Genomic DNA, 26,292 nt, shown 5'->3' with positions numbered 1-26,292 from the left:
GCCGCAACGCCGCGCGAACATCTCGGGCTACGCCAGCGCAGCCAATGCCGCCTCGACCCACCCGAAGCCAATCCTCTCCTGTTCAAGACGCAGGTTTTTACGCAGCCGGTTATCGCGCAAGTCGTTGAACAGGGCCTGCTCTTGCTCGTTGAGTCTCGGCAGATCGCGCAGCGTTTGCTGTTCCTCCCGATCCCATTGCGACGCAAATGCCAGCAACGTTTCGCGGTCCATCAGAAACGACTCCGCATGATCGAACCGGCTGCGCAGTTGATCGAGGATCGCGAAGCCGTGGGTGTCGATATCGCCCCAATAATAAATCTGGCGACGTGTAAGCCATTGCGCGTTGGCCAGCATCTCGAAGCCATATCCCGCACCGAAGATGACCATGCCGTCCTTGACTGGCGGAAAGGCCAGGAAGTTGATTTCGTTTTCGGTGATAAAAATCCGGCCAACATCAGGGTTGAGTTCGATAAAGCTCGCGGCATCGAGCGTAATGTCTTGCGTGGCGTGCGTAGTCCGGAACAGCGCCTTGTCCGCGTCGAGCACGCGAAAGCGGATGCGCAACGGCTTTTCGCGCAAGCCAAAACGGCTGGCGAACTGATTCACGCCGGAGCGCGACGGGTCGACCGCCTCCGGGCTCAAGACACGATCGAGCAACTCCGCCAGCACGCCGCGATGACCCTCAATGAACTTGGTGTGGATATCGGGGATATCTACCTGCCGGAGATAGACATCGGGACGCGGATGAGCCTGGAACCACTCACAGATATCCAGCAGTTTGCTCCACACATCGGCAAGCTCGAGCGCGCGCAGCGGCCGCTCGGCAAGCCACGGCAGCAAACGCGCTTCCCGCGTGCGCGTCGTTTCCAGCAACGCTGCGAAGCGGGCCGTTTCCCGTTGCTTGCCGATAAAGGCCACCGCGTACTCGAGCGAATCGAGCCATACGGCGTCCGGCAAAGCATTGGCGCCGAATACCCGATGCCTGAACTCCCTCATTTCGACGCGGCAATGGGTAATCGCCCGAAGCTCGATGATCCATTGCCGGATCTCCTCGAATCGATCGGCGATCTCGGCGGATGAAGGACCCTTGAGCATGAGTCGCCTGGGAAAAAGCGACTCGCCCCTGGCCAGGCTGCCGAGCAATTCTCCCCGCTCCCAAAGCCGCATGACCTGTTTGCGCAGATCGGCTGGCGTGGTCCAGCTCATTGGCCCTTCCTTGCTTTTTCCTCGCGATACTCTTCGATCGACAGATTGCGCAATCTCGATTCCCGCCCTTCCTTGTTATCGACGAAACCCACGCTCGCGACGAAGGGCTCGATGATGTGGATTTTCTGCAAGGGCGTGACGATCAGCAGTTGCAGATTGAGCTGCGCAAAAAGGCGCAGGCCGTATTGCGCGGACTCATCGGAACCACGGCCGAACGCTTCGTCGATCACCACGAAGCGAAACGAGCGGGAACGCACCGCGCCCCATTCAAGGCCAAACTGGTAAGCGAGGCTGGCCGCGAGAATGGTATAGGCGAGCTTCTCCTTCTGACCGCCCGACTTGCCACCGGAATCCGAGTAATGCTCGTGTTCCGTATCGTCCTCACGCCAACGCTCACTGGCGGCGAATACGAACCAGTTCCGTACGTCGGTGACTTTGGTGGTCCAGCGGCGATCCGGTTCACCCAAACCCTCACGTCCGCGAAAGCGTTCAATGATCTGTTTGACCTGTAGAAACTTGGCCTCCGAATATTGGGCGTCGTCGGAACCCGTCAGCGTGCCTTCGGTGCAAGAACGTAACTCGCTTTGAAAGTCGCGAATATCCGCGTCGGGCGTCGACAACGCTTCGAGCACGATGTAGCGCCCCGTGTTGTAGTCAATCTGCGTGAGCGACTCGTTGATGCGCGTGATGCGTTCCTTGATCGTCTCTCGCTCTCGCGCCAGTTGCGACTGGAAGTTGGCCACTTCCCGAATCGTGTTTTCGTTCAGCAGGTCCTTGAAGCGGTTTTCAAACCGGGGCAAATCATCACCCTTCAGCTTGTCCAGCATCATCCGGTATTCACCCGCCGATTCAATGGCAACGTCCACTTCCTGCGTTTCCAGCGGGAAAGCGAGGTTATAGGCGCTCATTGCCTGGACGATCTTGTCGCGCTGGCGTGAGACTTTCTTGTCTTCGGCGTCGATAGTGGTCTGAAGAAATCCGCGCAGGTCGCTTTCGCGGTTGTCGCAGGATTCCACCGTGAGCTGATGTTTGCCCAGCACTTCGTGCCAGGTCGATTCCAGTTGCCCGAAATAAGCCGTGTAGCTTTCGTAGCCGGGGTCATCGAGAATGGCGCGGGTCTGCGTGCGCAATTCTTCCGCGATGCTCTGCTTTTCGCCGGTTCGGGAACGCGCGTCCTTGTGCTCGTCGAGCTGGCTTTCCGTGCTCTTCAGCGCCGCGCTGACTTCACTCAACCGCGCGGTCAGTTGCGCGAGCATGTCCGACGCCGACTCGAGCAGCCGCTTTTCATCGCGTAATTGAGCTACTTCAACCGCGAGTGAATTCCAGTCGAGTTCACGGAACTCGGCATGCTCCTCCAGCTTCGAAAGTACCGTCAACCGATGCTTGCACGCTTTCTGATCGGCCAGGATTTTGGCGACAAGACTGCCCAGTTCGCTCAGTTGAGCGGCCAACTGCCGGGCTTTGGCTTCAAGGGCCGCGATCTTGGCTTCGTTGGTCCATCCCAGTACATATCGGCTGCGATCATCCAGGCGATGACGGTCGTCCTTCTCATGGCGTTCACCCGGCGCCTTGATCTGGCCCGCACGCGTGATTGCCCGCGTTTCACGGCGGAACTGTTCCTGCGTGCTGCAGCAAACCACGTTGAAGCGGTGTGCGACCTCGCGTTCGAGCCAGTCGTAGAAGGGCGAATCCGGCTTGATCGCAAGCTTCCGGGCGAGGGAATCGGCCTGCAGCGCAGGCAGTTCGCCACGAACGCCCGACCGGATCCGGAAGAACACGAGCCGTCCCCGGAGGTGGGTTTTGTCGACCCATTCCACGACCGCCGCGTAATGCGTGTCAGGGACCAGCAATGACAGGCCGAAGCTGCGCAAGAGCCGTTCGGCCGCGCCTTCCCAATCGCGCTCGTCTTCGCGTACCTGCAGCAGTTCGCCGGCGAACGAGAGTGACGCCTCAGGCAGATCGAGCGCCTCGCACAATGCCACGCGCATGGCGACTTGTTCCGCGGGAATGTTGCTTCGACGGCTTTTCAGGCTGTCGATTTCCGCCGACAACGCGTCGTGCTCCTGTTTCCCCTGACGCAGGCTGACGCCATGCTCGGTCAGATCGTTCTGATAGCGAACGTCTGCTTCCTGAGCGGACTCGGACAGGGCGGACAGGCGTTGGCGCAACGCCTGGAATGCGGCTTCGTCTTCAGCCGGATGCTCGCCGACGGCACACACCAGCTCGGCATGATGCTGTGCCTTGCGTTTGCGGGTGTCGCAATCGAGGTCCTTCTTGCGTATTTCGGCGTCAAGCCGCTCCAGGCGGTCACCGCCGTTCTCGGCGATGTTGCGCTTGAGTTCGCTTTCTTCCACGCGCTGATTGTCACGCAAGGCTTCGAGCCGCCTGATCTGGCCGTCTTGCCTTTCCCAGTCCGCCGTCAATCCCGCGATGCGTTTGTCAAGCAAGCCAAGTTTCAGGCCTGCGGCGTAGTAGCGAAGCGCTTCACGGCATGCGCGCAGTCCTTCCACCTGGAGCAATAGCTTGGCGTATCGGTCGCAGTCGTCGGTGAGTGGCGTGAGACGGTCCATTTGCCGCTTGGCTTTGAGCACCGCTTCGTGCGCGCGATTCAGGTCGTCGAAATGGGCAATCAAGGCGGCAATCCGCGGTGCAACCTCGAAGGGCTCGAGCATATGGCTGCGCACGAAGTCGGTGAGATTGCCCACGGACTTCATCGATACGGTCTGATGAAACAGTTCCAGCGCCTGTTCGTTTTCAATCCCGAAGCGACGGCGGAACCACGCGCCGTACGGGGGGAAACTATCGAATACTTCTGCTCCGAGGCCGCGCAGCTTCTTGCGCAATGCCGCGATATCCGTGCCGAAGTTCGCGAAGTCCGCGGCTATCGACAATGCGCGCTCGGCGCCGACAAAAAGCCTTGCGGGCTGGCCGTGCGGCTCCTTCATCCAGAAGACCTGGGCGAGCGTGATGGTCTGGTCATAGCCGGCGTTATGAAAGGTGCCCAGGACGACGGAGTAGTTGTTGTGATCCCGCAGCGCGACAGGCTTGGCGTTACCGCTGACCTCGTTGCGTTCTGACTTGTAGTGACCGAGCACGTACGAACGAAGCGATCTTTCCTTGTTGTCCGCGCCGGCCGCCTTGTTGTAGGCAATGCGATGCGCCGGAACGAGCAGCGTGGTGACCGCGTCGACCAGCGTCGATTTGCCCGAGCCGATATCGCCCGTCAGCAGCGCGTTCTCGCCGTGCGGATTCAGCACCCAAACGCGGCCGTCGAAGGTGCCCCAGTTGTAGACCTCCAGGCGCTGAAGGCGGAAACCCGACAGCGCGTCGTCGGCCACGAAGTCGAGACCTGGCAGTTGCATGTCAGTCATGGGCGTCTGCCTCCGCTGAACCATCGAGTTGAGCGCGGTAGGCCGCGAGCCTTGCATCGAAATCAGCGAGCCACTGAGCGTCCACGAACGCTTTCAGGATGCGCTGCACCTCGAACGCGGCCGGACCTTCCTGTTTACCTGCCCCAGGTTTGAGCCGTCGCAAGAATCCCAGTTCGACGATTCTGTTGACATGCGTCTCGATCTGATCGACCACTTTTGCATCGTTGCTGCCGGCGGGCAGAAATACCCGCATCAGTTCGGTGATCTGTTCGCGCGTGAGGATGAGGCGAGTATCCGCACCGCCTGCGTCAGATTCGGCCAGCTTCTTTCTGAGCAACGCAAGCAGCAGGCTGACCGGGAACGACAACGGCCGCCGTGCGACGAGACGCGGCAGTTTGGGTTCGTCATCTGCCCCGTCTTCCTCCGGACGCGCGCGTAAAAAGGCGTACCCCTCCGCTTCGTCCAGCACCAGCGTGAGGCCAAGTACCGAAACATAATCGCGCACGCGGGCTTGCAGTTCGAGCAAGGCGTGCCAGAGAGCGGGGTCGCTGTCCCTATAGCAGACGCCTTTGAGCAGCGGAATAACCACGCTGGAGAGACCGGCTGTGGAGGGTGTAGCTACGTCTGAATCTTGATCCGGCATGCTTACCTCACAAAAATGACGCGCGGAAAGCTGGCTTGCCGCGTGTGTTGCTCGCCGCTTGGCGCCTTGCCTTGCCAAGTCACGATATCGACCGCTTTTTCATCCACCACTGTCGTAAAAGAGTCGCTGCCGAGTTGCAGGTAGGCCACCAGTTCCGCCAAACCGTGTTCAAGCGGTTGCGTGTCGCATAGCTCACGCAACGTCACTTGAGCGCGATCCTGCAGGACATGACGGATGTGCCGCGCAAGCTTTTCGCGGTCGATCACGACCTGCGAATAGAGCGCGCCAGCGTCCACGTTGGCGTCACCGGCTTGCAGCGCGATATCGGCCAGGCGCGGTTTGAAAGACGGGACGTGCAGCGGCCTTTCCATGGGGAGCTCGATGTCCGCGGCGGTGTCGGCGATAGTCATTATCTGACCGGGTGGCGGCTGCTCTCGCACAGCCAGCGCATGCATCTCCACGCCGCGCAGGATGTCCATGATGCGGCGATTTTCCAGCCACGCCTGATCGTCGAGAAACCGTCGCAACTGCTGCGAAAGCGTGGCCACGGTTCGCTGCGTATGCTCACCGGCTTCCAGCCAGTCGTAATGCACCCGGCGCGTGCGGCCATCGGGTTTGAGTTCTGCGACGGACGGCAGCGCCAGCACGCGTTCGAGCAGCATCGACAACTCTTCCTGCCTGCTGCTCGACATCAGGAAATCCCAAAAGGCGCGAAAACTTCGCCCCTGATCGGAGTCGGAAATGGCGTCGCGCTCGCCAAGGATTTCCTCCAGCAGCGCACCTTTGGCGCCGTCCCATAGCGCAATGCGCTCGCGCACGCGCCGGTCCAGGCCACGGAAATTCTGCTCTACCTCGCGAAAATCGGTCAGGAGTTCCCGCGCTAACGCGATGAACTGCTGGAACCGGTCTTTCAGCTCGGTGGCATCGAGGAGTGCGATATCGCCAGTCAGCGCTCGGGCGATTTCCGCGTCGATGTCGTCGCGCCGTTTCTGCAACTCCGTGATCCGGGCCTGCGGGTCGCTTTCACTTCCTTGGCTCATTTGCTTGAGCAATTCGAACAGGGTGAGCAGCCGGGACTCGGTGCCGACAAAGCTGCGTTCCACCAGCGTCCCTAGCCACGCGATGGCTTTCTCGGTGGCGGGGGTGAGATCGAAGTGAGGTTCGTCCGAACCTTGAGGATAGAACTTGCGCAGCCAGCCTTTGTCGTTGGCGGCCCAGTCGTCCAGATAACTCTGCGCCGTTTTCGGGAAGGCCGCGGATCCCAATTGTTCGCGCAGGCCGAACAGTTCGTCCTCCAGCGCCTCGGCCAGATCGGCTTGCGACATGACCCGCACGTTGGGCGCGATGAAGGTCCGTTGCAGGAAGCTTGCTACAAGGGGGGCGTGATCGGATCGCAGGAGGCGCCACGCCGGATGATTCTGGCGCAACTGGTCGAGGGTGAAATAGTCGAGGTTCATGGGCGAAGCGCGTGACCGCCGGCCAAGGGAATGGGAGGGGAAATAACTGAATGATAGCCGCGCGGCGGAACCGCCAAGCGCGTGAGGTTGATTTGTTACGTGCCGACGAGAATCTAAAGCGCAGCCGCCACGCGCCCCATCTGGTCGATACCGCTATCGAAGATGCGCTGAAAGAACGGGATCATGTTGGGGATCATCAACTGGAGCAGCAGGAATCCGACCAGCATGGTGACCGGAAAACCCACCTGGAAAATCCCGATCTGCGGCGCCGCGCGATTCAGGATGCCAAGCGCCAGGTTGGTAATCAGCAACGCGGCGACGACCGGCAATGAGAGCAGCAAGCCCGTCGAAAACACGCTCACGCCATAGGTCGCAAGCGTCTGCCAGCCGCGTGCGTGTACGGCTGAGCCCAGCACATTCGCGCTCACCGGCACGCTCTGGAATGTCTGCACAAGGGCGCTGATCATTTGCAGATGGCCGTCGAACACAAGGAACGCCAGCATGGCGATGGTGTTCAGATAACTCGATATCACCACCGAATTCCCGCCGGCACGCGGGTCGTAAAGCATCGCAAAACTCAGGCCCATTTGCATGCCGATGAACTCGCCGGCGGCATCGATGGTAGCGAACGCAATCTGCATCGTCATGCCGAGCGCCGCGCCGATCAGGAACTGATTGATGAGGATGAGCACGCCATCGGCGGAAAACACCGTCACTTGCGGCACTGCGCCAATAGTCGGCGCCACGATCAGCGCCAGGAATCCCGCGAGCGCCACCTTGACGCGAATCGGAATGGCCTGGTGGCTGAGCATCGGCGCGGTCGCGATCAACGCGAGAATCCGCGTGAACGGCCAGAGGAACGACGTCAGCCAGACATTGAGCTGCGCGTAAGTGACGGAGAACATGGCTAGCCGGTGATGGCGGGCGTGATGGTGAAAACGTGGCGCATGTAGTCGAGCAGCATTTCCATCATCCACGGTCCGGCGATCACGAGCGTAAGCGCCACGGCGAGCAATTTCGGAATGAACGAGAGCGTGCTTTCGTTGATCTGCGTGGCGGCCTGGAACAGGCTCACGACCAGGCCGACCACCAGTGCGACCAGTAACAGCGGAGCCGAGAGCAGCAGCGCCACGTACATGGCCTGGTGCGCGATCGACATGACGGATTCTGGGGTCATCGTGTGAGTCTCGTTCTCTTTCTCTGACTTTAGGATACGAAGCTCTGCGCGAGCGAGCCGATCAGCAACTGCCAGCCGTCCACCAGCACGAACAACATCAGCTTGAACGGCAACGAGATAGTGGTGGGCGACACCATCATCATCCCCATCGACATCAGCACGCTCGCCACCACCATGTCGATGATCAGGAACGGAATGAAGATGGTGAAGCCGATCTGGAAGCCGGTTTTAAGCTCACTCGTCACAAACGACGGCACCAGCAGAGAGAGCGGCACGTCTTCGGGACCGTTCATCGGCGGCGCCTTGGCGATCCGGGCGAACAGCGCGAGATCAGCCTCGCGGGTCTGGCGCAGCATGAATTGCTTGAACGGCGCGACGCCGCGCGTCATGGCCTGATCCATCGTGATGGTGCCGTCGGAGAACGGCTTGTACGCGTCGACATAAGCCTTGTCGAGGACCGGCGACATCACGAACAGCGTGAGAAACAGCGCGAGTCCGACGAGTACCTGATTAGGCGGCGTGCTGGTCGTGCCCAGCGCCTGCCGCAACAGCGACAACACAATGATGATGCGCGTGAAGCCCGTCATCATCAGCAGCATGGCCGGCAGGAACGACAGCATCGTGAGCAGCAGCATCGTCTGGACGCTGAGCGAATACGTCGTGCCGCCGTTCGGGCCAGGGCTGGTGTTGAATGCGGGAAGTCCTGCCGTGCTTTGGGCGAAAGCGGTGTAGGGGAGGGCCAGCATGACGACGGGTAGCAACAGTTTCGCCAGTCTCACGCAGCGTGCAAAAAAACGAACCTGCATTACTTGCTCCCGCCTGCGAATTTTTGCAGACGTTTGGTCGCTTCACCGGCAAGGGCATCGCGAAAACGTTGACCGAAACTGCCTTGCAGCGCCTGGCCCTCGGTGGGGAGGCCGTCGGGTTTGAGTTCCACCGATCCCGCCGGCATGGTGTGCAGCAGCCGCACATTGCCGGGCGCCGCGCCGAGCACGAGCCATGTGTCGCCAATCTCCACTACCGACACGCGCTCCTTGTTGCCCAGCGACGCCCCGCCAATCACCTTCACCAGTCCCGTGCGCTTGGTGCCTGCCACGCCGAACTTGCGCGCAAGCCACGCGCAGCCGAACACGAACGCAATCACGATCGCCAGTCCGAGCAGCGTTTGCAGCACCGCGCCCACGCCGAGCGACGGTACGGCCGTGCCCGCGCCGACGCCCGATGTAATCTGCGCCGCGTGATTGACGGCGTTCATGTCGGCGGCGTGAGCTGCGAATGCCGTGGCGAGCGTCGTGAAAGCGACGGCGAAGCGTTTCATCGATTCAACTTCCTGATGCGTTCGGACGGCGTGATGATGTCGGTGAGACGGATACCGAACTTGTCGTTGACCACCACGACTTCGCCCTGCGCGATCAGGCAGCCGTTGACCAGCACGTCCATCGGTTCGCCCGCCAGGCCATCGAGTTCCACCACCGAACCCTGCGCCAGTTGCAGCAGGTTGCGGATCGCGATCTTGGTACGCCCGAGTTCCACCGTCATCTGCACGGGGATGTCGAGAATCATGTCGATGTCATTGCGCGTCGAAGGCGCTTCGACTTTCGACAAAGGCTGGAACAATCCCGCCGATGAAGCCGCCGCCGGCGTTTCATTGCCGTTCTGCTCAGCCAGCGCGCTCGCCCAGTCGTCCATGCCAAAGTCCTCGCCCTTGAGCGGATCGGACGGCAGCGTGCCTGGTTCAGTTACGTCACTCATATCCACCTTCCTTCATCGTGTCGCTTGCGCTGATCATCTTCTGGACGCGCAACGCGTATTGACCATTGAAAATTCCGTAGCCGCATTCCATCACCGGCACGCCGTCCACTTTTGCCGTGACGACTTCGGGCACGTTGATCGGCAGGACATCGCCCGCTCGCATGTTGAGAATCTTTTCGAAGGTCGTGCCGATCTCCGCCAGATCCACCGTGAGTTCCACTTCGGCCGCCTGCACTTGTTGCGACAGCACACGGATCCAGCGGCGATCGACTTCGAGCGCTTCGCCTTGAATGGGCGAGGAGAGGATGTCGCGAATGGGTTCGATCATCGAATACGGCATGCAGATGTGCAGCGTGCCGCCGGTCGTACCAAATTCGATGGAGAACTGCGTGACGATCACGATCTCGTTCGGCGTGGCCACGTTCGCGAATTGCGTGTGCATTTCCGAGCGAACGTATTCGAGGTTAAGCGAACGCACGCTTTTCCACGATGCCGCGTAGTGTTCGAACACGAGGTTCAGCAGCTTGCTGATGATGCGTTGCTCGGTCTGCGTGAACTCGCGGCCTTCCACGCGCGTGTGGAAACGGCCGTCGCCGCCGAAGAGGTTATCGACGACGAAGAACACCAGGTTCGGATCGAACACGAACAGCGACGTGCCGCGCAACGGCTTGATGTGGACGAGGTTCAGGTTCGTCGGGATCGGCAGGTTGCGGGTGAATTCGCTGTACTTTTGCACCTTCACCGGACCGACCGAGATTTCCGCCGAGCGCCGCATGAAGTTGAAGATGCCCACGCGCAAGAGGCGCGCGAAGCGGTCGTTGATGATTTCCAGGCCCGGCATCCGGCCCCGGACGATGCGTTCCTGCGTCGCGAGGTTGTAGGGGCGCACGCCGTGGAAGCGTGTTTCGTCGGCGACTGCGTCGACTTCCCCGGTGACGCCCTTGAGCAGGGCGTCCACCTCCTCCTGCGACATGAACTCTTCGTGGCCCATGAGTGTTCCTTGGTTCCTGTGCGCGGTTGCTTGATGTTTGGCGGTCGCGCTTCTTGCAGTTGGCTTGAACGTTTGCTTCTGCGAAAGCGGCTGAAGGCGAGGGTTGCCGCGCGGATTATTGAACGACGAATTCCGTGAACAACACTTCCTGGACACGCGCCGGACTGTCAGGCGTGCCGCCGGTCTTCTGGACCGTCTCCAGCAACTCTTTCGCGAGCTCACGCTTGCCGTCGATGCCCGCCAGATCCTCCGGCCGTTTCGCCGATAACAACATCAGAATGTGGCTGCGTACTTCCGGCATGCGTTCGCCCAGTGCTGCTTGTGCCTTCTGGTCCGGCAGTTTCAACGTCAAGCCGATACGCAAGTAATGCATGGTGTCGTCGGACTGGAGGTTGACGGTCATCGATTCCAGCGGGAAAAACACCGGGGGCGCAGAGAGCGACGCCTTTGTTAATGCGCCCAAATCGGGCTTGTGCAGGAGGTAGTAATACACACCGGCACCGCCGGCGCCCAGCAAAACGATAAGACCCGCCGCGATCAGCAAGATGCGCTTCATCTTGCCGCTCTTCACGGTGACTATGGGTTGTTGAGTTGCGGTGGTGCTTGCCATGGTTGCGAACCTCTTTCTGTAGCCTGAATTGTTGGCGAAAGTGAGGTTTTGCGATGGGTCGAACAGAAGGGGTTATTAGGGCTAACTCGTGAGTTTGGGGGGTGTTGGCACTGGGGGGCGGTTTTTGGGTGTTGCTTGGGGGTGGAGGCGGGGGGTGTGCCGGGTTGCCAGGTTTTGGGGTTAGCGGTCGGGGTCTATGCTGGGTTGCTGCTTTCGGCCGTGGTGGTCTGCGAGAGTTGGATTTTCTCTTTATCACTGTTAGCCACTGTGCGTGGCAGCACGTCATTTCTTTGTCCAAAGCGACAAAGAAACGAAGCAAAGAAAACGCTTTCAACCACACTACCCTAAGTGTCCACAGCGTGCAGTTTTCATTCATAGGTGCCCCAAAAGCACGGTGCTCGCCAGAGCGACGGATGGTTGAAACCCTCCTTCTCGCGAATCCTGACACGAACACGCTTCGCCCCCAACGCTCTCGGGCAAGCACCAGCGCTCAATGACCTTTACGGTTCTTCAGACCATCGCCGCGCTAAAGTCGGCAAGTCTCGGTTTGACCGGAAAACGCCCCGCTTATAGCTCGCGCGGCGAGCATTGCGCTCGCCCCATGCTTCAAGCAAACGTATCCACCAACCCAACTTGCCTGCGCACCGGCATGCTGATCGTGCTCAGCACATCCACGCTCCCCCCGCTATCAACACCGCCAATTTCGCCCGAGCCGCGGCCGCCTCGCCCCCCATTCGATGACGCTCCATCTCCCTGCTGACCCGATTGCTGACCCGCAAAACCATCGCTCACACTCGCACTGCCAAGCGATATCCCGCTGCCTTGCATCGCTTCACGCAAAGTCGGTAATGCCGCTTCGACCGCCGCCCGAACCTGCGCGTGCGTCGACACAAACAACGCGTGCGCATGGTTGTCCGTGACCTGCAAGACCACCTGCAACGGCCCCAGGTCCTTCGGGTTCAACGTCAATTCAGCACTCTGCTGATGACCGTTCGACAAAAACACCACCTTCTGGCTAAACGCCTCATCCCATCCACTCGACCCAACATGCGGCGCAATCGCCGCACTGCCCGCAGCCGTCGCCGCACTCTGGGCCGGCGCGCTTCCCGTCGTCGCGGACGCCTGCATCGAAGCCGAATGCGCAGCAGCCTCCGCTGTCGACTTGTAAGCAGCACTGCCGTCATCAGCCGGTGTCGCGGAAGCCTGAGCCGGCGCATCGGCTTGTTGCGCCGCCGAGGTCGCGCCAGCTTGCTGCGTCGTCGATGAACGGCTCCCCCCATCACCCGCCGACGACGTGATCGATACCGCCCGGTTCGATGCCCTCGAACCACCACCCTTGCCACCCACGGCCACATTCGCACCGTTGGCCACATTCGCTCCATTCGCCGCTGTTGCGGCTGCCGCCGCTGCCGCATCGGGCGATGGCGTCGCAGCACCCTGCGTATTCGCCATCTGCAAGAGCCCGGCGTGAAGCGCATCTGCAGCCTGCGCGTCGCTCAACTTGTCCTTCGACTGCGTGGAAGAGGTCGCGTCCGTTGCGTCCGCATCCGTCGCGGCAGTCGCCGGATCAGTCGCAGCCGTCGCAGGATCGGCGGCCGCACCACCCCGTGCCCTCAACATGGCCGCTGCGGTCGCCGCCGCAGTCGCGGCCGCTGCCGTCGCTGTGGCTTCGGGCCGTGCCGTCGCCGCATCCGTCTGAGCCGCCTCGTCCGCAGCGCTCGCGTCAGCCGCCGTCGTAGATGCAGTCGCAGCCTGCGCTTGATCAGCCGCGGATGAAGCTGATGACGCCGATGAAGCCGTAGAACTCGCCCCCGCCGCCTGGTCCGCGCTGTCGGCCTGCTCCGCCGCCGCTTTAGCCTGTGCAGTTGAAGCATCGTCGGGCTTGGGTGCGTCGTGAACACTGCCACGCGCCGCCGATGCCGCCGCCGCAGCTTTCGCCGCCTGCGCCTGTGCTTGCACTCGCGCCTGAGCCACCGCTTCCTCGTTAGCCTTGGTGGTTATGTTGTGCAGCGTCGAAACAAACGATGCCGCCGCACTATCGCTTGCCGACGTTGCCGCCGCATTCCGCGATTGGGCAGCGCTCAAGCTAAGCATCGTGCTGGCAGAATTAACGGTCGACATACATGGCCTCTTGTATCTTGTACACGATAAAAATCGCTAAAAACTTCATGCCTTTTCGGCGCGCATCCGCAACATCTTGGAGGCGTGCTCATCGGAATCACGTTGTTCAATCCGTGCTTCCTGCTTGACCTTCACGGCCTCGCCGCGCGCAGCCAGCACTTCATATGAACCCAGCTTCTGCTTGCGCTGCTGCCATTCGGGCTTGGCCGCTTCCAGTCGCTGGTTCGCGCCCACGAGCAAGATGCGCTGCTGGCCGATGGCGGAGTCGAGGGTATCGACGAATGCCTGGAAATTCCGCAGCGTCTGCGCGGTCGTGCCTTCCTGCGCCGATGCCGTAAAACGCGCGTGATACTCGTCGCGATACGTGATCAGCGAGTTCAACTGCGTCTCCACCTCGTCACGCTCTTGCTGGAGCTTGCCAAGCTTTTTCGTGGCGGCCTCCAGTTCTTCTTCCGCGAGGTTGATCAAGGTCTTGATCGGCAGATGCTTGGACATGGACGTCAGATTCCTAAATTGTCTTTATTCGAACAATGCATCGAGTTGGGCCAGGCTCGGTTCAAACATGGCCTGCTCACGAAATCCCTGCTGCAAAAATGCTTCGATGCGCGGGTACAGCGCAATCGCCCGATCGAGTAACGCATCCCGCCCCGTGGAATACGCGCCTACATTGATCAAATCGCGGTTGCGCTGGTAGCGCGACAACATCTGCTTGAATAAACGCACCCGGTCGAGATGCTTGTCGTCGATCAGCGCCGTCATCGCCCGGCTGATGGACGCTTCAATGTCGATGGCCGGGTAATGCCCCGCTTCAGCCAACGAACGCGACAACACAATATGGCCGTCGAGAATGGCGCGCGCTGAATCGGCGATAGGATCTTGCTGATCGTCCCCTTCCGTCAAGACCGTATAAAAAGCGGTGATCGATCCCGCACCTTCCCGGCCGTTCCCGGTCCGTTCAACCAGCGCCGGCAGTTTGGCGAACACGGAGGGCGGATATCCTTTGGTGGCGGGCGGTTCGCCGATCGCGAGCGCAATCTCGCGCTGCGCCATGGCATAGCGTGTGAGCGAATCCATCAGCAGCAGTACGTGTTTGCCCTGATCCCGGAAATATTCGGCCAGAGAGGTCGCGTAGGTCGCGCCCTGCATCCGCAAAATCGGCGACACATCGGCGGGCGCCGCCACCACGACCGAGCGCGCCAGCCCGTCCTCGCCAAGAATCTGCTCGATGAATTCCTTCACCTCGCGGCCCCGTTCACCAATCAGCCCGATCACGATCACTTCAGCGCTCGTATAACGCGCCATGGTGCCGAGCAGCACGGACTTGCCCACGCCCGACCCCGCGAACAGGCCCATGCGCTGGCCACGTCCCACGGTCAGCAACGCATTGATCGCGCGCACGCCGACGTCCAGCACCTTGTGAATAGGCTCGCGATTGAGCGGGTTGATGGTCGGCGCGGTCAGCGGCGCATCGATCTTCGAGCCAAGGGGCCCAAGCCCGTCGAGCGGCCTGCCCGACGCGTCGACCACACGGCCGAGCATTTCCCAGCCGACCGGCAGACGCTTGGCGCCGGCCATCGGGTCGTTGATCGGTGCGCTTTCCAGCGGATACACCCGGGCTCCGGGCAACAGGCCGGAGACTTCGGTGGTCGGCATGAGGAACAGCTTGTCGCCGGAGAAACCAACGACTTCGGCCTCGGCCATCGGGATCGAACTGCCGGCGGGCAACTCGATCATGCATTCCGATCCCACGCCCAGCTTTAACCCCACGGCTTCCAGAACCAGGCCGGCTGCACGCGTGAGACGCCCGCACGCACGCAACGGTTTCGATATCTGGCTGCGCGCCTTGCTGGCTTCAAGTTGCGCGCGCCAGCCATCCAGATGCGGGTTGTTCGCCATATCGGCGAGATCGACGATGGTCCGGGCCGCAATTTCTTCGATCGTCGGTTCGGCGTCGTCGTCCGCGGCGAGCGGACCGAACGACGCGCGCGCCAGTTCCTGTTCGAGCTCGCTCAACCCTTCCTGCGTGACGCGGCGCGTGGCGCTTGCATTGACATGGGTTGAATTCACCATGGTTGTGATCTCCCGAGCGCCGCCGCTACGCGCTCCCAGCGCGTGACATTGGTTGCATCGATTTCACCGCTTGCCGCATGCGCCCGGCAACCGCCACGCTCAATATCCGGATCGGTCCTGACCGACCATCCCGCCGCCTGGAGCTCTTCCAGCAAATACGCTTCGACAATCGGCAGATCCGCCGGATTCACTGTCAGATACGGCGCTCCCGCCAATGCCGGTTCTGCCGCGATCACCGAGCGCGCGACGGCCAGCACCGCGGTCGGATCGAGTGTCAGATGTTGCGAAACCACTTGTTGCGCGATGTCCAGCGCCAGCGCCATCAGCGCCTCGGCGACTACAGCGTCTGCGGCTTGCAGCGCGATCTTGAAGGTATCGGCCATCTGCGCCAGCCGCGTGGCTTCCGCACGCGAGTCGCGGCGGCCTTCTTCCACGCCTTGTTCGTAACCCTGGTCGTAACCGGCCTTGTAGCCCATTGCCTGACCCGCCACATGGCCCGATGCCAACCCTTGCGCGTGCGCTTCATCGCGAACACGCCGCAAGTGCTGTGCCAGCGCGGCCTGATCGGCGGCGCTGCGATCGACCGGAACCGGATCGAACGACGCCATCTCCCAGCGCTGGTAAGCGGACATGCGGGCCTTCTTGGCCGCGTCGGTAGCGTGAGCCTTCTTGGCGGCTTCGGCGGCGTCAGACATACGCGTCCTCGGCCTTGCCGCCTAACTGGATCTGACCGGATTCCGCCAGGTTGCGCACGATCTGCAAGATCTTGCGCTGCTGTGCTTCGACTTCCGAGAGCCGCACCGGGCCGCGCGAGTCGAGATCCTCGGCCAGCAGTTCGGCGGCGCGCTGCGACATGTTCGCGAGGAACTTCTGCCGCAGCGGCGGTTGGGCGCCTTTCAGCGAGACAATCAGCGTTTCGGATTCCACTTCTTTCAGCAGCAACTGGATTGCGCGGTCTTCAAGTTCGAGCAAATTCTCGAACACAAACATTTGATCAATGATCTTCTGCGCGAGTTCCGCATCGAATTCCTTCACGTTTTCGATCACGGATTCTTCGTGCGCCGTCGACATGAAGTTGAGGATTTCCGCCGCCGTGCGGATGCCGCCCATCGGCGCGCGCTTCAGGTTGTCGCTGCCGGAGAGCAGTGTGGTCAGCACGTCGTCGAGTTCGCGCAGCGCGGCCGGCTGGATGCCGTCGAGCGTGGCAATGCGCAGCAACACGTCGTTGCGCAACCGCTCGCTCATCAGCGCCACGATCTCGGACGCCTGGTCGCGGTCCAGGTGAACCAGAATGGTCGCGATAATCTGTGGATGTTCGTTCTTGATCAGCTCGGACACAGCGGCTGAATCCATCCACTTCAGGCCTTCGATGCCGCTGGTATCGCTGCCCTGCAGGATCCGGTCGATCAGCGCGCCCGCCTTGCTTTCGCCGAGCGCCTTGGTCAGCACCGCCCGGATATATTCGCTCGAATCGAGCGACAGCGCGGTGTGCTGCTCGGCTTCCTGGACGAACTCGGTCATCACGTTATCGAGCTGTTCGCGCGTCACGTTTTTCAACGTCGCCATGGTCGCGCCGATCTTCTGCACCTCGCGTGGTCCGAGGTACTTGAACACTTCCGCCGCTTCCGATTCACCAATCGACATCAGCAGGAGCGCGGCTTTATTCAGGCCTTCAGCGTTCATCGGACACCCAGTTCTTGACGACCGTCGCGACGATTCTCGGGTCCTGGCGCGCAACCATGCGCGCGTAGTCGAGATTGCGTTCGAACTTGGCCTTGTTGCTTTCGTGACCGAGCAAACTGACCTCGGCATCCTTTTCGTCTTCTAGCTGCGACTTCGGCATGGACGGCCCGTCGAGCAGCGACAGGTCATCCGGTGAGGCGAGCGCTGGCGGCGGAGGCGGCGGCGGGAACGCGCGGCGCAGCGCCGGCTTCACCATGCTGAAGTACAGGAACAACGCCACCGCACCGATCCCCGCGTACTTCGCGAGCTGGATGGCGCGCGCAATCATGTCTGGAGTGCGCCACCACGGCACGTCGGGAATCACGGTCGAATCCACCAGGAAGGTGCTGTTGACCACGTTCACCGAATCGCCCCGCTTTTCGTCGTAGCCCATCGCGTCTTTCACCAGTTGCTGCACCTGCTCGAGCTTGTCGGCGGGCAGCGGCTGCATGGTCACGGCGCCCTTGGCATCGACCTGTTTCTGGTAGTTCACCACCACCGCAACCGACAAGCGCTTGATGCCGCCCATCGGCTGCTCATAGTGGCGCACGGTCCGGTCGACTTCGTAATTGGTCGTGGTGTCCTTGCGCATGCTGATCGGCGCGGCTTTCCCGGCGTCCGCGCCGCTGGCGGCTGCGTCGATAGGCGCGGAGGCCGCAGCCGGCGGCTGGTTCGACAGCGCGCCCGGCACGCCGCCCACGTTTGCGCCCGCGGTGTCATTCGAAACGCTCGACTGCTGGCTGCGGATCGCCGTGTTTTGCGGGTTGGCGTTCGGGCCGTAGCTTTCGGCGGTTTGCTCAAGCTTCGAGAAATCGATATCCGCGCTCACCTGCGAGTGCGCGTTGCCGGCGCCGAACAGCGGCGCGAGGATGGCGTCGATGCGCCCCTGCGTGTTGCGCTCGATCTGCTGCACATATTTGAGCTGCGACGCGTCCAGGCCGTTCGCCGAGCTTTGCTGCGTGAGGAGGTTGCCGTCCTGATCGACGATGGTCACGCCCTTCACCGGCAAATCCGGCACGCTGGACGACACCATGTGCTGAATCGCGATGATCTGGCCCTCATCGAGCGCGCGGCCGGGGTAGAGATTCAGCATGACCGACGCGGTCGGCAGTTCCTTTTCCCGCACGAACACGGTGGGCTTCGGAATGGCGAGATGGACGCGGGCTTCGCGCACCGAGGAAATCGAGCCGATCGTTTTTTCCAGCTCACCTTCCAGCGCGCGTTGATAGTTGACCTGCTCGGCGAACTGGCTGATGCCGAACTTCTGGTTATCCATCAATTCGAAGCCGACCGAGCCGTTCTTCGGCAGACCTTGCGACGCGAGGCGCAGGCGGGTTTCGTGCACCGCGTCGCTGGGAACCAGGATCGCGCCGCCCGATTCGGCGATCTTGTAGGGAATGTTGCCTTGCTGGAGCGCCGCGACAATTGCGCCGCCGTCGCGGTCGGAGAGATTGCTGAACAACACCCGGTAATCCGGCTGGCGCGACCACATCACGAGGCCCGCTACCACCACGGCCAGAATAGCCACGGCGATGATCAGCGGCATGCGCGGGTTGTTGCGGAACTGGTTGAGCGTCGGTATGCGCGGACTGAAGCCGCCGCTGCCGCCGAAGTCCGCGCCGCCCGCGTAGCCGGCTCCGCCCGCACCTGCGGCGATCGACCCGGCGGTGCCTGGCTGCGCGCCAGTCAGACCCATGCGGGCGTCCGGGTTGATCAGGTTGGTTGTGGAATCCATGCTTCGAAACTCTCCGAGTCTTGCGTTTTCTGCAGCGCGCACCGGCGATAGCCGTGCGCACTACAGGCACTTTCATGAGAGGAATTATCCGTAAGGAGAGGTAAGTCGATTCAGCGAACAGAAGCGAGTTTTGGTTTCCTTTCACCGCTTTGCGAAATGGCGCTGCTGCTAGACTTTTTCCTAGTCGGTCAGGCCATATGGCGAACCGCTCAGGCTCCGGCGCAGACGCCGGCCTGAGGCCCGGGACAGGCTCCGGTTCGAATTGTCCCAGAAGTGCTGCAATCCCTATGTTTCACCGATTTTCAGTTCCTTTCCGTTCCTTCTGGAGACCCTATGAATGCTCCTATCAGCCCGTTGAGTTCGGCGCTCCAGCAAATGCAGGTCATGGCGACGCAGGCTGCGGGCGGCGCCGGCCAAGTCGCGAGCGGTAGCGTCGCGCCCGAATCGGGTGCAGCGAGCGCCGGCAGTTTCGCCGACGCGCTGAAGTCGTCTCTCGACAGCATCAGCAGCAGCCAGAACAACGCGATCAACCAGGCGCAGGCGTTCGAAGTGGGCGCGCCAAACGTTTCGCTGAACGACGTGATGATCGACATGCAGAAGGCGAACGTGGGATTCCAGTTCGGTTTGCAGGTCCGCAACAAGCTCGTGTCGGCTTATAGCGACATCATGAACATCGCGGTCTGAGCGCTGCGCCGGTTTTTCCGCATCGTCGATCCGCCGACTATTTCCCCTCCTGGAATTCGCTGTGACGCAAAGCACGCCTAAAGCTTTTGCCGCTTTCTCCGATAACCCGGATAGCAGCACGATAAACGGTCAGACAAATAGAAGGGTCTCGATCAGTTCATCGGCATCGGTTCATCACGGTTACCGTCAATAAGTGAGCCGGCGGGCCGCGCCTTGTGCGCGAAACGCCCACGGCAACCAACTTGCATGGGACCAGAGTAAGGAGAGGGTCGGATGTTTTCCCAGGCACACGGTGGGGCTAACGCTTATGCGCGCGTCGGCGTTCAGACAGGGGTAATGGGCGCGAGCCCGCACAGGCTGGTCGCCATGTTGTATCAGGGTGCGCGACAGGCCATTGCCCAAGCGCGGATGCACCTGCAGCAAGGCAATATCCCGGCACGCGGCGAAGCGATCACGAAAGCGATCAGCATTATTGAAAGCGGTTTGCAGCAGTCGCTCAACATGGACGTGGGCGGCGACATCGCGGCCCGCCTGGATGCGTTGTACACGTACATGTCGCATCGTTTGCTGGAAGCGAATGTGCGTCAGAGCGAAGAGGTGCTGGTGGAGATCGATGGCCTGCTGGCGACCCTGGAGGAAGCCTGGATGGCGATTGCACCCGATGCAGCAAAAATGGCTGCGGCGTGAAGCCGCGAAACATGCTTGCCCATAATGAAAACCACACAAGAATATTTCGCTCATTATGAAGCGATTGCCGCACTTTCTACGTGCATGCTGGCCGCAGCACGCAGTGGAGAATGGGGTGAACTGAAGACGATGCAGGGCGCGTACCGGGATCTGGTCGACGGCTTGAGAGAGGTCGATCCCCGTTCCGAACTGGACGACACCGCGCGTGCCCGCAAGCTCGAACTGGTGCGCCGGATTCTTGCCGACGACGCCGCCATTCGCGATCTCAGCACCCCCAGCCTCGCGCGTTTGTCCGCAGCGTTATTCACCGTGAACAGGCCAGTGCGAGTTTTGAAGAAGATGATCGGGTTCCGCTAGGGCGTGTTTGACGCGTTCGCGGCTCGTTGAAACCGGTGGCCGGCCGTTCGGCTGGACTGCTGACCCGAGGATACTGGCATGACTGGACTGGACTCCGCCGTCGCTGCGCTGCTTGCCAGCCGCACTGACATGCTGTTGTCCGCGCTCAATACGCAGACCAGTTCGACCGCGCCCCAAGCCAATACCTCGCAACTTTTAGTCGATACCCCCAAGGTCGCCACGCCCGCGGCCGTTATCAGCGCGTATGCCGTGTCCGGCCCGTCGACGCAGACCGCGTTGAGCGAGATCGCGCGTACGCTCGACATCATTTCGCGGTTCGGCGGCAGCACGACGCCCGCTTTGCCTGGCACCGTGCCGTTGTGGCCGACCGCGCCGCGCCTGGTCGTGGCCGCGAGCGCCTTCGAGAGCCTGTCCGGGTCGTTGTTTTCCTCCAGTTCGGCGAATGCCGCGAGCGCGGTCAACCCGCCCGCGCCGCCTTTGCCCGCGCCCGTGCTGGCGGCAATGCTGGCCCGGACCGTCGCGGACAGCGGCCTTTTCTACGAAAACCATATCGCCCTCTGGCTGGGCGGACAGCGTTCGCTCGCGTCGCTGCGAAATGAGCCCCAGGGGCGGGTGGACAAATTGGCAAGCGAATTGCCGTCGGATTCTTTCCTGGCTGCGGCTGACGGTGCGCCTGACGCCTGGATCGACGAAACGCTGCTGCCGCCCACCTTCGCCGCCGCCGATACCCCCGACGCGCCCAATCCCATGCGTCCCGTGCCTACGCCTCAAACGCCGCAGCAGGCGGCGGCGCTGGCGGCATCGGTGCGCGCGATGCCCACGAGCCTGTTTTCATCGACGGCGCAGGGAAGCGGAATAAGCGCGCCGCCTTCGGCCGCGCATCTGCAGGATACGGCCGTGCAGGCGGCGATTGCCTCCGGCATTCATCCATCGACTATTCCGCTGGTCCGCCAACAGCTCGACGTGCTCGCTTCCGATCAGTTTCGCTGGTCCGGCGAAGCGTGGCCGGGCGCGAAGTTCGAGTGGGAAATCCAGCCGCAGAACCGCGCTCCCTATGGGCGCGATGCGTTCCAGGAGAGCGGCGCGGGCGCCGGTTCCACCGATACGGATCGCGCCTGGCACACGCGTGTCACGCTGAGCTTGCCCACGCTCGGCAATGTGGATGCCGATCTTGTGCTCACCGGCCAGCAACTGGTGGTGCGCCTGAATGCGAGCGAGGGCGGCGCCGCTCGTCTTGCCGCCGATGGTCATCATTTCCAGCAACAACTCGACGCGGCGGGATTGCAGCTCACTGGATTGACCGTGCACGCCCGCGACGCGCTGGCTGACCTGGCCGGTGACCCGGCGTTCCCCCATTTCATCGATGCCGCCAATGTCGCCGATGCCGCCAGCCCGACGGTATTGCCATCGGCTGGGAGCGACACGTGAGTCCGCGCAACGATTCGCGCAAGCAGGCGACCGCGCTCGCCTACGACACCAAAAACGCCGACGCCGCGCCGCGTGTGGTCGCGAAGGGCTACGGGCTGGTCGCGGAAATGATCGTGCAGCGCGCGAAGGACGCGGGGCTGTATGTGCATGAATCGCCGGAGATGGTGTCGCTGCTGATGCAGGTCGACCTGGACTCGCGCATTCCGCCGGCGCTTTATCAGGCGGTGGCGGAACTGCTCGCGTGGTTGTATCGGCTGGAGAACGGGGTGGAGGCGGGTCCGCCGCCCGAAGTGGACCCAACAATTCCAGTGCGCAAGGGACGGAGCCGCGCGGCTTGATTCATCGAGCGCTGCGTTTTCGGCGTTATCCCCAAGCCTTTTGCTCATCAACCGCTGCTGGCCGGAGCCGCAAATTCCATGGCGGCGGCGTGCACGCCACGGACCTGATCCGCGAGCACCATCCCTACTCCGCGAACGCGCGCTCGATCACTGCGTTGAAATCGAACGTGGCCGGCAGCGTTCCATACACGCGATTGACGTAACCACGGGCATCGCCGAGACGGGTTTCCATGAACGCCGCCGCCACGTCCGGCGGCGCGTGCTGCGCGAGCAGAACCCCTTGCGCGACGAGCACCAGTTGCTGCGCAATCCCCCGCGCCGATGCTTCGCGCGTAGCCGGGTCACCTTGCAGCATGACGTGCAGCGTTTTCAACGCATCGCCGAGAACGCGATGTTCACCCGCCACCGCCTGCCACGAATCGAACAGCGCATGGGCCGCATCGGGTTCGCGCTCGAATGCCCGCAGCACGTCCAGGCACATCACATTCCCCGATCCTTCCCAGATCGAATTCACCGGCGCCTCCCGATAAAACCGCGCCATCGGTCCCGTTTCGACGTAACCGTTTCCGCCCCAGACCTCCATTGCCTCGCCGGTAAATTCCAGCGCGCGCTTGCAGACCCAGAACTTCGCCGCCGGCGTCACGATACGGCGCCATGCGCGTTCTTCCGGCTTCGCTGAATTCTCGAAGGCGCCCGCAAGCCGCATGAACAGCACGGTGGCCGCTTCGGATTCCAGCGCGAGATCGGCGAGAACGTTGCGCATCAGCGGCTGGTCGATGAGCTTTGCGCCGAAAACCCGCCGATGCCGCGCGTGATGAACCGCCTGGATCAGCGCGGCCCGCATCAACGCGGCGCTGCCGATCACGCAATCGAGACGCGTGAAGTTCGCCATTTCGATGATCGTCGGTACACCGCGCCCTTCGTCGCCAATCATGATGCCGTAGGCGTCGAGGAATTCGACTTCGCTGCTGACGTTCGAGCGGTTGCCGAGCTTGTCCTTGAGTTGCTGGACCTGCACGGCGTTCTTCGATCCATCCGGCGCGAAACGCGGGACATAAAAGCAGGAAACCGGGCCGTTTTCCTGGGCGTTGTCACCGGTGCGTGCGAGCACGAGATGGGCGTCGCATTGGGGTGCCGAGAAGAACCACTTATGGCCGATCAGCCGATACTCGCCGCCCCGTCCGCCCGCACCTTCCGCGACCGCGCGGGTCCGGTTGCTGCGCACGTCCGAGCCGCCCTGTTTCTCGGTCATGCCCATGCCGATCATCATCGACTGCTTGCCGGCGCCAAGCGGAATATCGCGTGGATCGTGCTGGCGCGAGAGCAATTGCGCTTTCAACTTCGCGTACAGCGCGGGTTCCTGCTGCAGCACGGGAATGCTGGCGAAGGTCATGGTCAGCGGGCACAACGAACCGCTTTCCAGTTGCGCGTGGAGAAAATATCCGGCGGCGCGCGCAGCCATCGAACCGGTTTTCGGCGAAGCCGTTTCGAACGGCAGCGAATGAAGGCCCTGCTCGCGCAGCATCGAAAGCAGGGTGTGCCAGGCGGGATGGAATTCGATTGCATCAATTCGCTCCCCGCGCGCGCTGAACGGATGGTGTTCGGGCGTATGCCGGTTGGCCAGATCGGCGAGCGCAAGAATATCGGGATGGGTGAGCGCCAGACCGTCGCGGGTGAGGGCATCGAGGTGCCATGCCGCGCCTTCGCGCTGGATAGCGCTGACCAGCGCCGGGTCGCTCGAGAGCGCGTTGTAGCGCTCGAGCGGCGGAGCCTGATTTGTAACTTCGTGTGTTTGGCCGTAAGTGGATGAGCGCATCGTTTGTCTCCGTCATGCATTTATTCAGTTTGCCCGCTCATCTCAATTTTTGCAAAAACCTTGATCACCGTCATGTTCCTCGGCTTCGTTAAATGAAATGAATAGTGCGATTTAACGTTCATTCAAAATTTGCGCTTCGGTTACTGCATCGATGCAATCAAATTAATTAGTAATTCGAGATATTTCAAGAATCGTCTCAAATTTTCCGCTTTGAGGTATTTCCGATTTTTAATCCGCAGTCCTTGCTTCTCCAATGCCGAATCTATAATCTGCATCGCTCACTTTGGGCGATTAGCGCAATCACGCAAGTAAGGAAAAGGCAATTTAAATGAGCATCAATGTTATTCAGCTAGTACAGGGCGCTTTGACCGAAAGCGTGTTGCAACAACTCGCAACAAAATTGGGCGTCGCTCCCGAAGCGGCGAAGCGCGTGGTCGGCATGATCGCGCCCGCACTCGTCGGGTCGCTGATGAACAAAGCCGCATCGCCTGAAGGCGCGCGCAGCTTGTTCGCGTCGATCATGTCACCGGATGCGAACGCCAATATCGTCGATATGCTGCCGCAACTCGTCCACGGCGACGGCCTGCAATCGTTGCTCGCGTCGGGTACGCGACTCGCGAGCGGCGTGGCGTCAGAAGAACGCGTGAACGCGCTGAGCAACGCGGTGGCATCGAAGACCGGCGTATCGGTTGGCGCCACGCATGCATTGGGCGGCATCGTCACGACCACATTGTTCGGCGTGCTAAAGCATTACTTCACGAAGTCCGGCGGCAATGTCGGCCAGTTGCCCACGCTCCTCGGCCATCAGTTGCCGATGGTGAAGGCAAGCATGACCGAGGAAGTCGCCAGCGCGCTCGGTCTGGGCGGCGCCGCCAGTTTCCTGTCCGGCGTGGCAGCGCAGATGAAAGCGGTGTCGTCGCATCTTGAACACCCGTCAATGGTCGGCGGCGCATCGGCGGCCATCAACCCTTCGCTCGACCGGATCGTGGTGGAAGAGAAGGCTCGATCGAAGAAATGGTGGTGGCTTGCTGTCGCCGCTGCTCTCGCGCTGCTCGCATTGCTGTTCGGCCGTAGCTGCGTCAACCAGCAGGCGCAGGCACCGGCACCCGCTGCGGCTCCTGTTGCAGCGTCCGCCGCAGCGCCCGTGGTTACATCGACTCCGGTGGTTGCTGCTGAAGCGGCTTCGGCAGTGGCTTCGGAAGCCGCTCCGGCTTCGGCGCCTGCTGCTGCTCCGGCACCCACGAAGGACGCACTGCTGACGTTCACCGTCGACAAGCTGGGCGCACCGACCATTCACGCAACGGTCGGCAGCGAAGAAGAGAAGGCCAAGCTGCTCGCCGCCCTGACGGCGAAGTTCGGCGCGGACCATCTGAACGCGACCATTACCGTTGACCCGGACACCAAGCCGGCTAGCTGGCTCGACAAGCTCGACGGCCTGTTGCCGCTGATGCAATTGCCGGGCGCGGAAGCCAAGTTGTCGGGTGAGAAGATCGAGTTGAGCGGTACCGCTGCAGATGTGCGCAATGGCTGGATGGACAAGCTGAAGACGTTGTTCGGCGCGGGCTTTACCATCGGCACCTTCAATGTCACGCAAGCAGTCCAAAGCGCGAAAGACTCGTTCATGAGCGCGTTCTCGTCGTTGAGCGATGATTGCTCTGCCGCAGATGTCGCCAAAGTGCTGAACCTGCAAGTCATCAACTTCCGCACGGGCTCTGACGTGCCGCCGCAAGACGCGCAACTGGCGTTGGCAAAATCGGCACAAGTGCTGAAGACGTGCGAAGGAAAGGGCAAGGCCGTGAAGTTGACCGTGGGTGGTTACTCGGACAATGTCGGCCAGGCAAGCACGAATCTGGCGTTGTCGAAGAAGCGGGCGGAAGCAGTGCGCGCGTTCCTCGTGAAGCATGGCGTTTCTGCTGATTCGCTGACCGCGCAAGGTTTCGGCGATGCTAATCCGATCGCTGACAACGCAACGGCCAGCGGACGTTTCGCAAACCGCCGGATCGACTTCGCTGTGCAGCAGTAATCGATTGACCGGACGTCACGAAGGTCCGGTATCGACGTAGCAACGAAAACCCCCTGTCCCGCGCGAGCGGGACAGGGGGTTTTCTTTTGGCGCTGAGTGAGTCA

At 61.6% G+C, this 26,292-nt stretch carries 24 protein-coding genes; 6 read left to right on the top strand and 18 right to left on the bottom strand.

The window, feature by feature from the left end:
- Positions 1–27: 27 nt before the first annotated feature.
- From ACSQ8V_RS17825 to fliF, 17 genes are all read right to left on the bottom strand, one after another.
- A complete protein-coding gene (locus tag ACSQ8V_RS17825) occupies positions 28–1,206 on the bottom strand; it encodes a Wadjet anti-phage system protein JetD domain-containing protein (protein ID WP_436206493.1) in 1,179 nt (392 codons plus the stop codon).
- Positions 1,203–4,577, bottom strand: a complete 3,375-nt coding sequence (locus ACSQ8V_RS17820) for an ATP-binding protein (RefSeq protein ID WP_436206492.1) — start codon at positions 4,575–4,577, stop codon at positions 1,203–1,205. The genes ACSQ8V_RS17825 and ACSQ8V_RS17820 overlap by 4 nt, the downstream gene beginning before the upstream one ends.
- Positions 4,570–5,220 carry a DUF4194 domain-containing protein gene (locus tag ACSQ8V_RS17815; RefSeq protein WP_436206491.1) on the bottom strand — a complete coding sequence of 217 codons (651 nt, stop codon included), beginning with the start codon at positions 5,218–5,220 and terminating at the stop codon, positions 4,570–4,572. Before ACSQ8V_RS17815 ends, ACSQ8V_RS17820 begins: the two co-directional genes overlap by 8 nt.
- A 2-nt stretch (positions 5,221–5,222) precedes the next feature.
- The gene (locus tag ACSQ8V_RS17810; RefSeq protein WP_436206490.1) at positions 5,223–6,677 is read right to left on the bottom strand and encodes a DUF3375 domain-containing protein; all 1,455 of its coding nucleotides are present in this window, start codon (positions 6,675–6,677) and stop codon (positions 5,223–5,225) included.
- Positions 6,678–6,790: 113 nt separating this feature from the next.
- Positions 6,791–7,582 carry a flagellar biosynthetic protein FliR gene (gene fliR / locus ACSQ8V_RS17805; protein WP_436206489.1) on the bottom strand — a complete coding sequence of 264 codons (792 nt, stop codon included), beginning with the start codon at positions 7,580–7,582 and terminating at the stop codon, positions 6,791–6,793.
- Between the two features lie 2 nt (positions 7,583–7,584).
- Positions 7,585–7,854 (bottom strand): flagellar biosynthesis protein FliQ, encoded by a 270-nt coding sequence (fliQ, locus tag ACSQ8V_RS17800; RefSeq protein ID WP_213767908.1) that lies wholly within the window; start codon positions 7,852–7,854, stop codon positions 7,585–7,587.
- A gap of 29 nt (positions 7,855–7,883) precedes the next feature.
- Positions 7,884–8,660: a flagellar type III secretion system pore protein FliP gene (gene fliP / locus ACSQ8V_RS17795; protein WP_255631700.1), complete on the bottom strand. Its 777-nt coding sequence runs from the start codon at positions 8,658–8,660 to the stop codon at positions 7,884–7,886.
- A complete protein-coding gene (gene fliO, locus ACSQ8V_RS17790; RefSeq protein WP_436206488.1) occupies positions 8,660–9,172 on the bottom strand; it encodes a flagellar biosynthetic protein FliO in 513 nt (170 codons plus the stop codon). The genes fliP and fliO overlap by 1 nt, the downstream gene beginning before the upstream one ends.
- Complete coding sequence (gene fliN, locus ACSQ8V_RS17785) at positions 9,169–9,606, bottom strand: flagellar motor switch protein FliN (protein ID WP_213767910.1); 438 nt, start codon at positions 9,604–9,606, stop codon at positions 9,169–9,171. Before fliN ends, fliO begins: the two co-directional genes overlap by 4 nt.
- Positions 9,599–10,597, bottom strand: coding sequence for a flagellar motor switch protein FliM (fliM, locus tag ACSQ8V_RS17780; protein WP_213767911.1), 999 nt, complete (start codon positions 10,595–10,597; stop codon positions 9,599–9,601). The genes fliN and fliM overlap by 8 nt, the downstream gene beginning before the upstream one ends.
- A 115-nt stretch (positions 10,598–10,712) precedes the next feature.
- Positions 10,713–11,207, bottom strand: coding sequence for a flagellar basal body-associated protein FliL (fliL, locus tag ACSQ8V_RS17775; RefSeq protein WP_213767912.1), 495 nt, complete (start codon positions 11,205–11,207; stop codon positions 10,713–10,715).
- A 606-nt stretch (positions 11,208–11,813) separates the two neighbouring features.
- Positions 11,814–13,328, bottom strand: coding sequence for a flagellar hook-length control protein FliK (locus ACSQ8V_RS17770; protein WP_436206487.1), 1,515 nt, complete (start codon positions 13,326–13,328; stop codon positions 11,814–11,816).
- Between the two features lie 45 nt (positions 13,329–13,373).
- Complete coding sequence (gene fliJ / locus ACSQ8V_RS17765; RefSeq protein ID WP_213767914.1) at positions 13,374–13,823, bottom strand: flagellar export protein FliJ; 450 nt, start codon at positions 13,821–13,823, stop codon at positions 13,374–13,376.
- A 24-nt stretch (positions 13,824–13,847) separates the two neighbouring features.
- Positions 13,848–15,398: a flagellar protein export ATPase FliI gene (fliI, locus tag ACSQ8V_RS17760; protein WP_255631702.1), complete on the bottom strand. Its 1,551-nt coding sequence runs from the start codon at positions 15,396–15,398 to the stop codon at positions 13,848–13,850.
- Positions 15,392–16,093, bottom strand: a complete 702-nt coding sequence (gene fliH / locus ACSQ8V_RS17755) for a flagellar assembly protein FliH (RefSeq protein ID WP_436206486.1) — start codon at positions 16,091–16,093, stop codon at positions 15,392–15,394. The genes fliI and fliH overlap by 7 nt, the downstream gene beginning before the upstream one ends.
- Positions 16,086–17,081 (bottom strand): flagellar motor switch protein FliG, encoded by a 996-nt coding sequence (fliG, locus tag ACSQ8V_RS17750; protein WP_213767916.1) that lies wholly within the window; start codon positions 17,079–17,081, stop codon positions 16,086–16,088. Before fliG ends, fliH begins: the two co-directional genes overlap by 8 nt.
- A complete protein-coding gene (gene fliF / locus ACSQ8V_RS17745; RefSeq protein WP_213767917.1) occupies positions 17,071–18,855 on the bottom strand; it encodes a flagellar basal-body MS-ring/collar protein FliF in 1,785 nt (594 codons plus the stop codon). Before fliF ends, fliG begins: the two co-directional genes overlap by 11 nt.
- Before the next feature lie 333 nt (positions 18,856–19,188).
- On the opposite strand from fliF, the gene fliE reads away from it, so the two are divergent.
- From fliE to ACSQ8V_RS17720, 5 genes are all read left to right on the top strand, one after another.
- Positions 19,189–19,539, top strand: a complete 351-nt coding sequence (gene fliE, locus ACSQ8V_RS17740; protein WP_436182973.1) for a flagellar hook-basal body complex protein FliE — start codon at positions 19,189–19,191, stop codon at positions 19,537–19,539.
- A 273-nt stretch (positions 19,540–19,812) separates the two neighbouring features.
- Positions 19,813–20,226 carry a flagellar export chaperone FliS gene (fliS, locus tag ACSQ8V_RS17735; protein WP_436182972.1) on the top strand — a complete coding sequence of 138 codons (414 nt, stop codon included), beginning with the start codon at positions 19,813–19,815 and terminating at the stop codon, positions 20,224–20,226.
- A gap of 24 nt (positions 20,227–20,250) precedes the next feature.
- Entirely contained in the window at positions 20,251–20,583 is a 333-nt protein-coding gene (locus ACSQ8V_RS17730; RefSeq protein ID WP_213767920.1) for a flagellar protein FliT, read from the top strand.
- Between the two features lie 78 nt (positions 20,584–20,661).
- The gene (gene fliK / locus ACSQ8V_RS17725; RefSeq protein ID WP_436206485.1) at positions 20,662–22,011 is read left to right on the top strand and encodes a flagellar hook-length control protein FliK; all 1,350 of its coding nucleotides are present in this window, start codon (positions 20,662–20,664) and stop codon (positions 22,009–22,011) included.
- A complete protein-coding gene (locus ACSQ8V_RS17720) occupies positions 22,008–22,349 on the top strand; it encodes an EscU/YscU/HrcU family type III secretion system export apparatus switch protein (protein ID WP_436206484.1) in 342 nt (113 codons plus the stop codon). The genes fliK and ACSQ8V_RS17720 overlap by 4 nt, the downstream gene beginning before the upstream one ends.
- 124 nt (positions 22,350–22,473) lie before the next feature.
- On the opposite strand, the gene ACSQ8V_RS17715 is transcribed toward ACSQ8V_RS17720, so the two are convergent.
- Positions 22,474–24,165 (bottom strand): isovaleryl-CoA dehydrogenase, encoded by a 1,692-nt coding sequence (locus ACSQ8V_RS17715; RefSeq protein ID WP_436206483.1) that lies wholly within the window; start codon positions 24,163–24,165, stop codon positions 22,474–22,476.
- 328 nt (positions 24,166–24,493) lie between these two features.
- On the opposite strand from ACSQ8V_RS17715, the gene ACSQ8V_RS17710 reads away from it, so the two are divergent.
- Positions 24,494–26,188: an OmpA family protein gene (locus tag ACSQ8V_RS17710; RefSeq protein WP_436206482.1), complete on the top strand. Its 1,695-nt coding sequence runs from the start codon at positions 24,494–24,496 to the stop codon at positions 26,186–26,188.
- Positions 26,189–26,292 lie beyond the last annotated feature (104 nt).

It is taken from the genome of Caballeronia sp. LjRoot31 (assembly GCF_964253885.1).
Taxonomy (GTDB): Bacteria; Pseudomonadota; Gammaproteobacteria; order Burkholderiales; family Burkholderiaceae; genus Caballeronia.
This window is presented reverse-complemented; position numbering and strand designations above follow the sequence as displayed.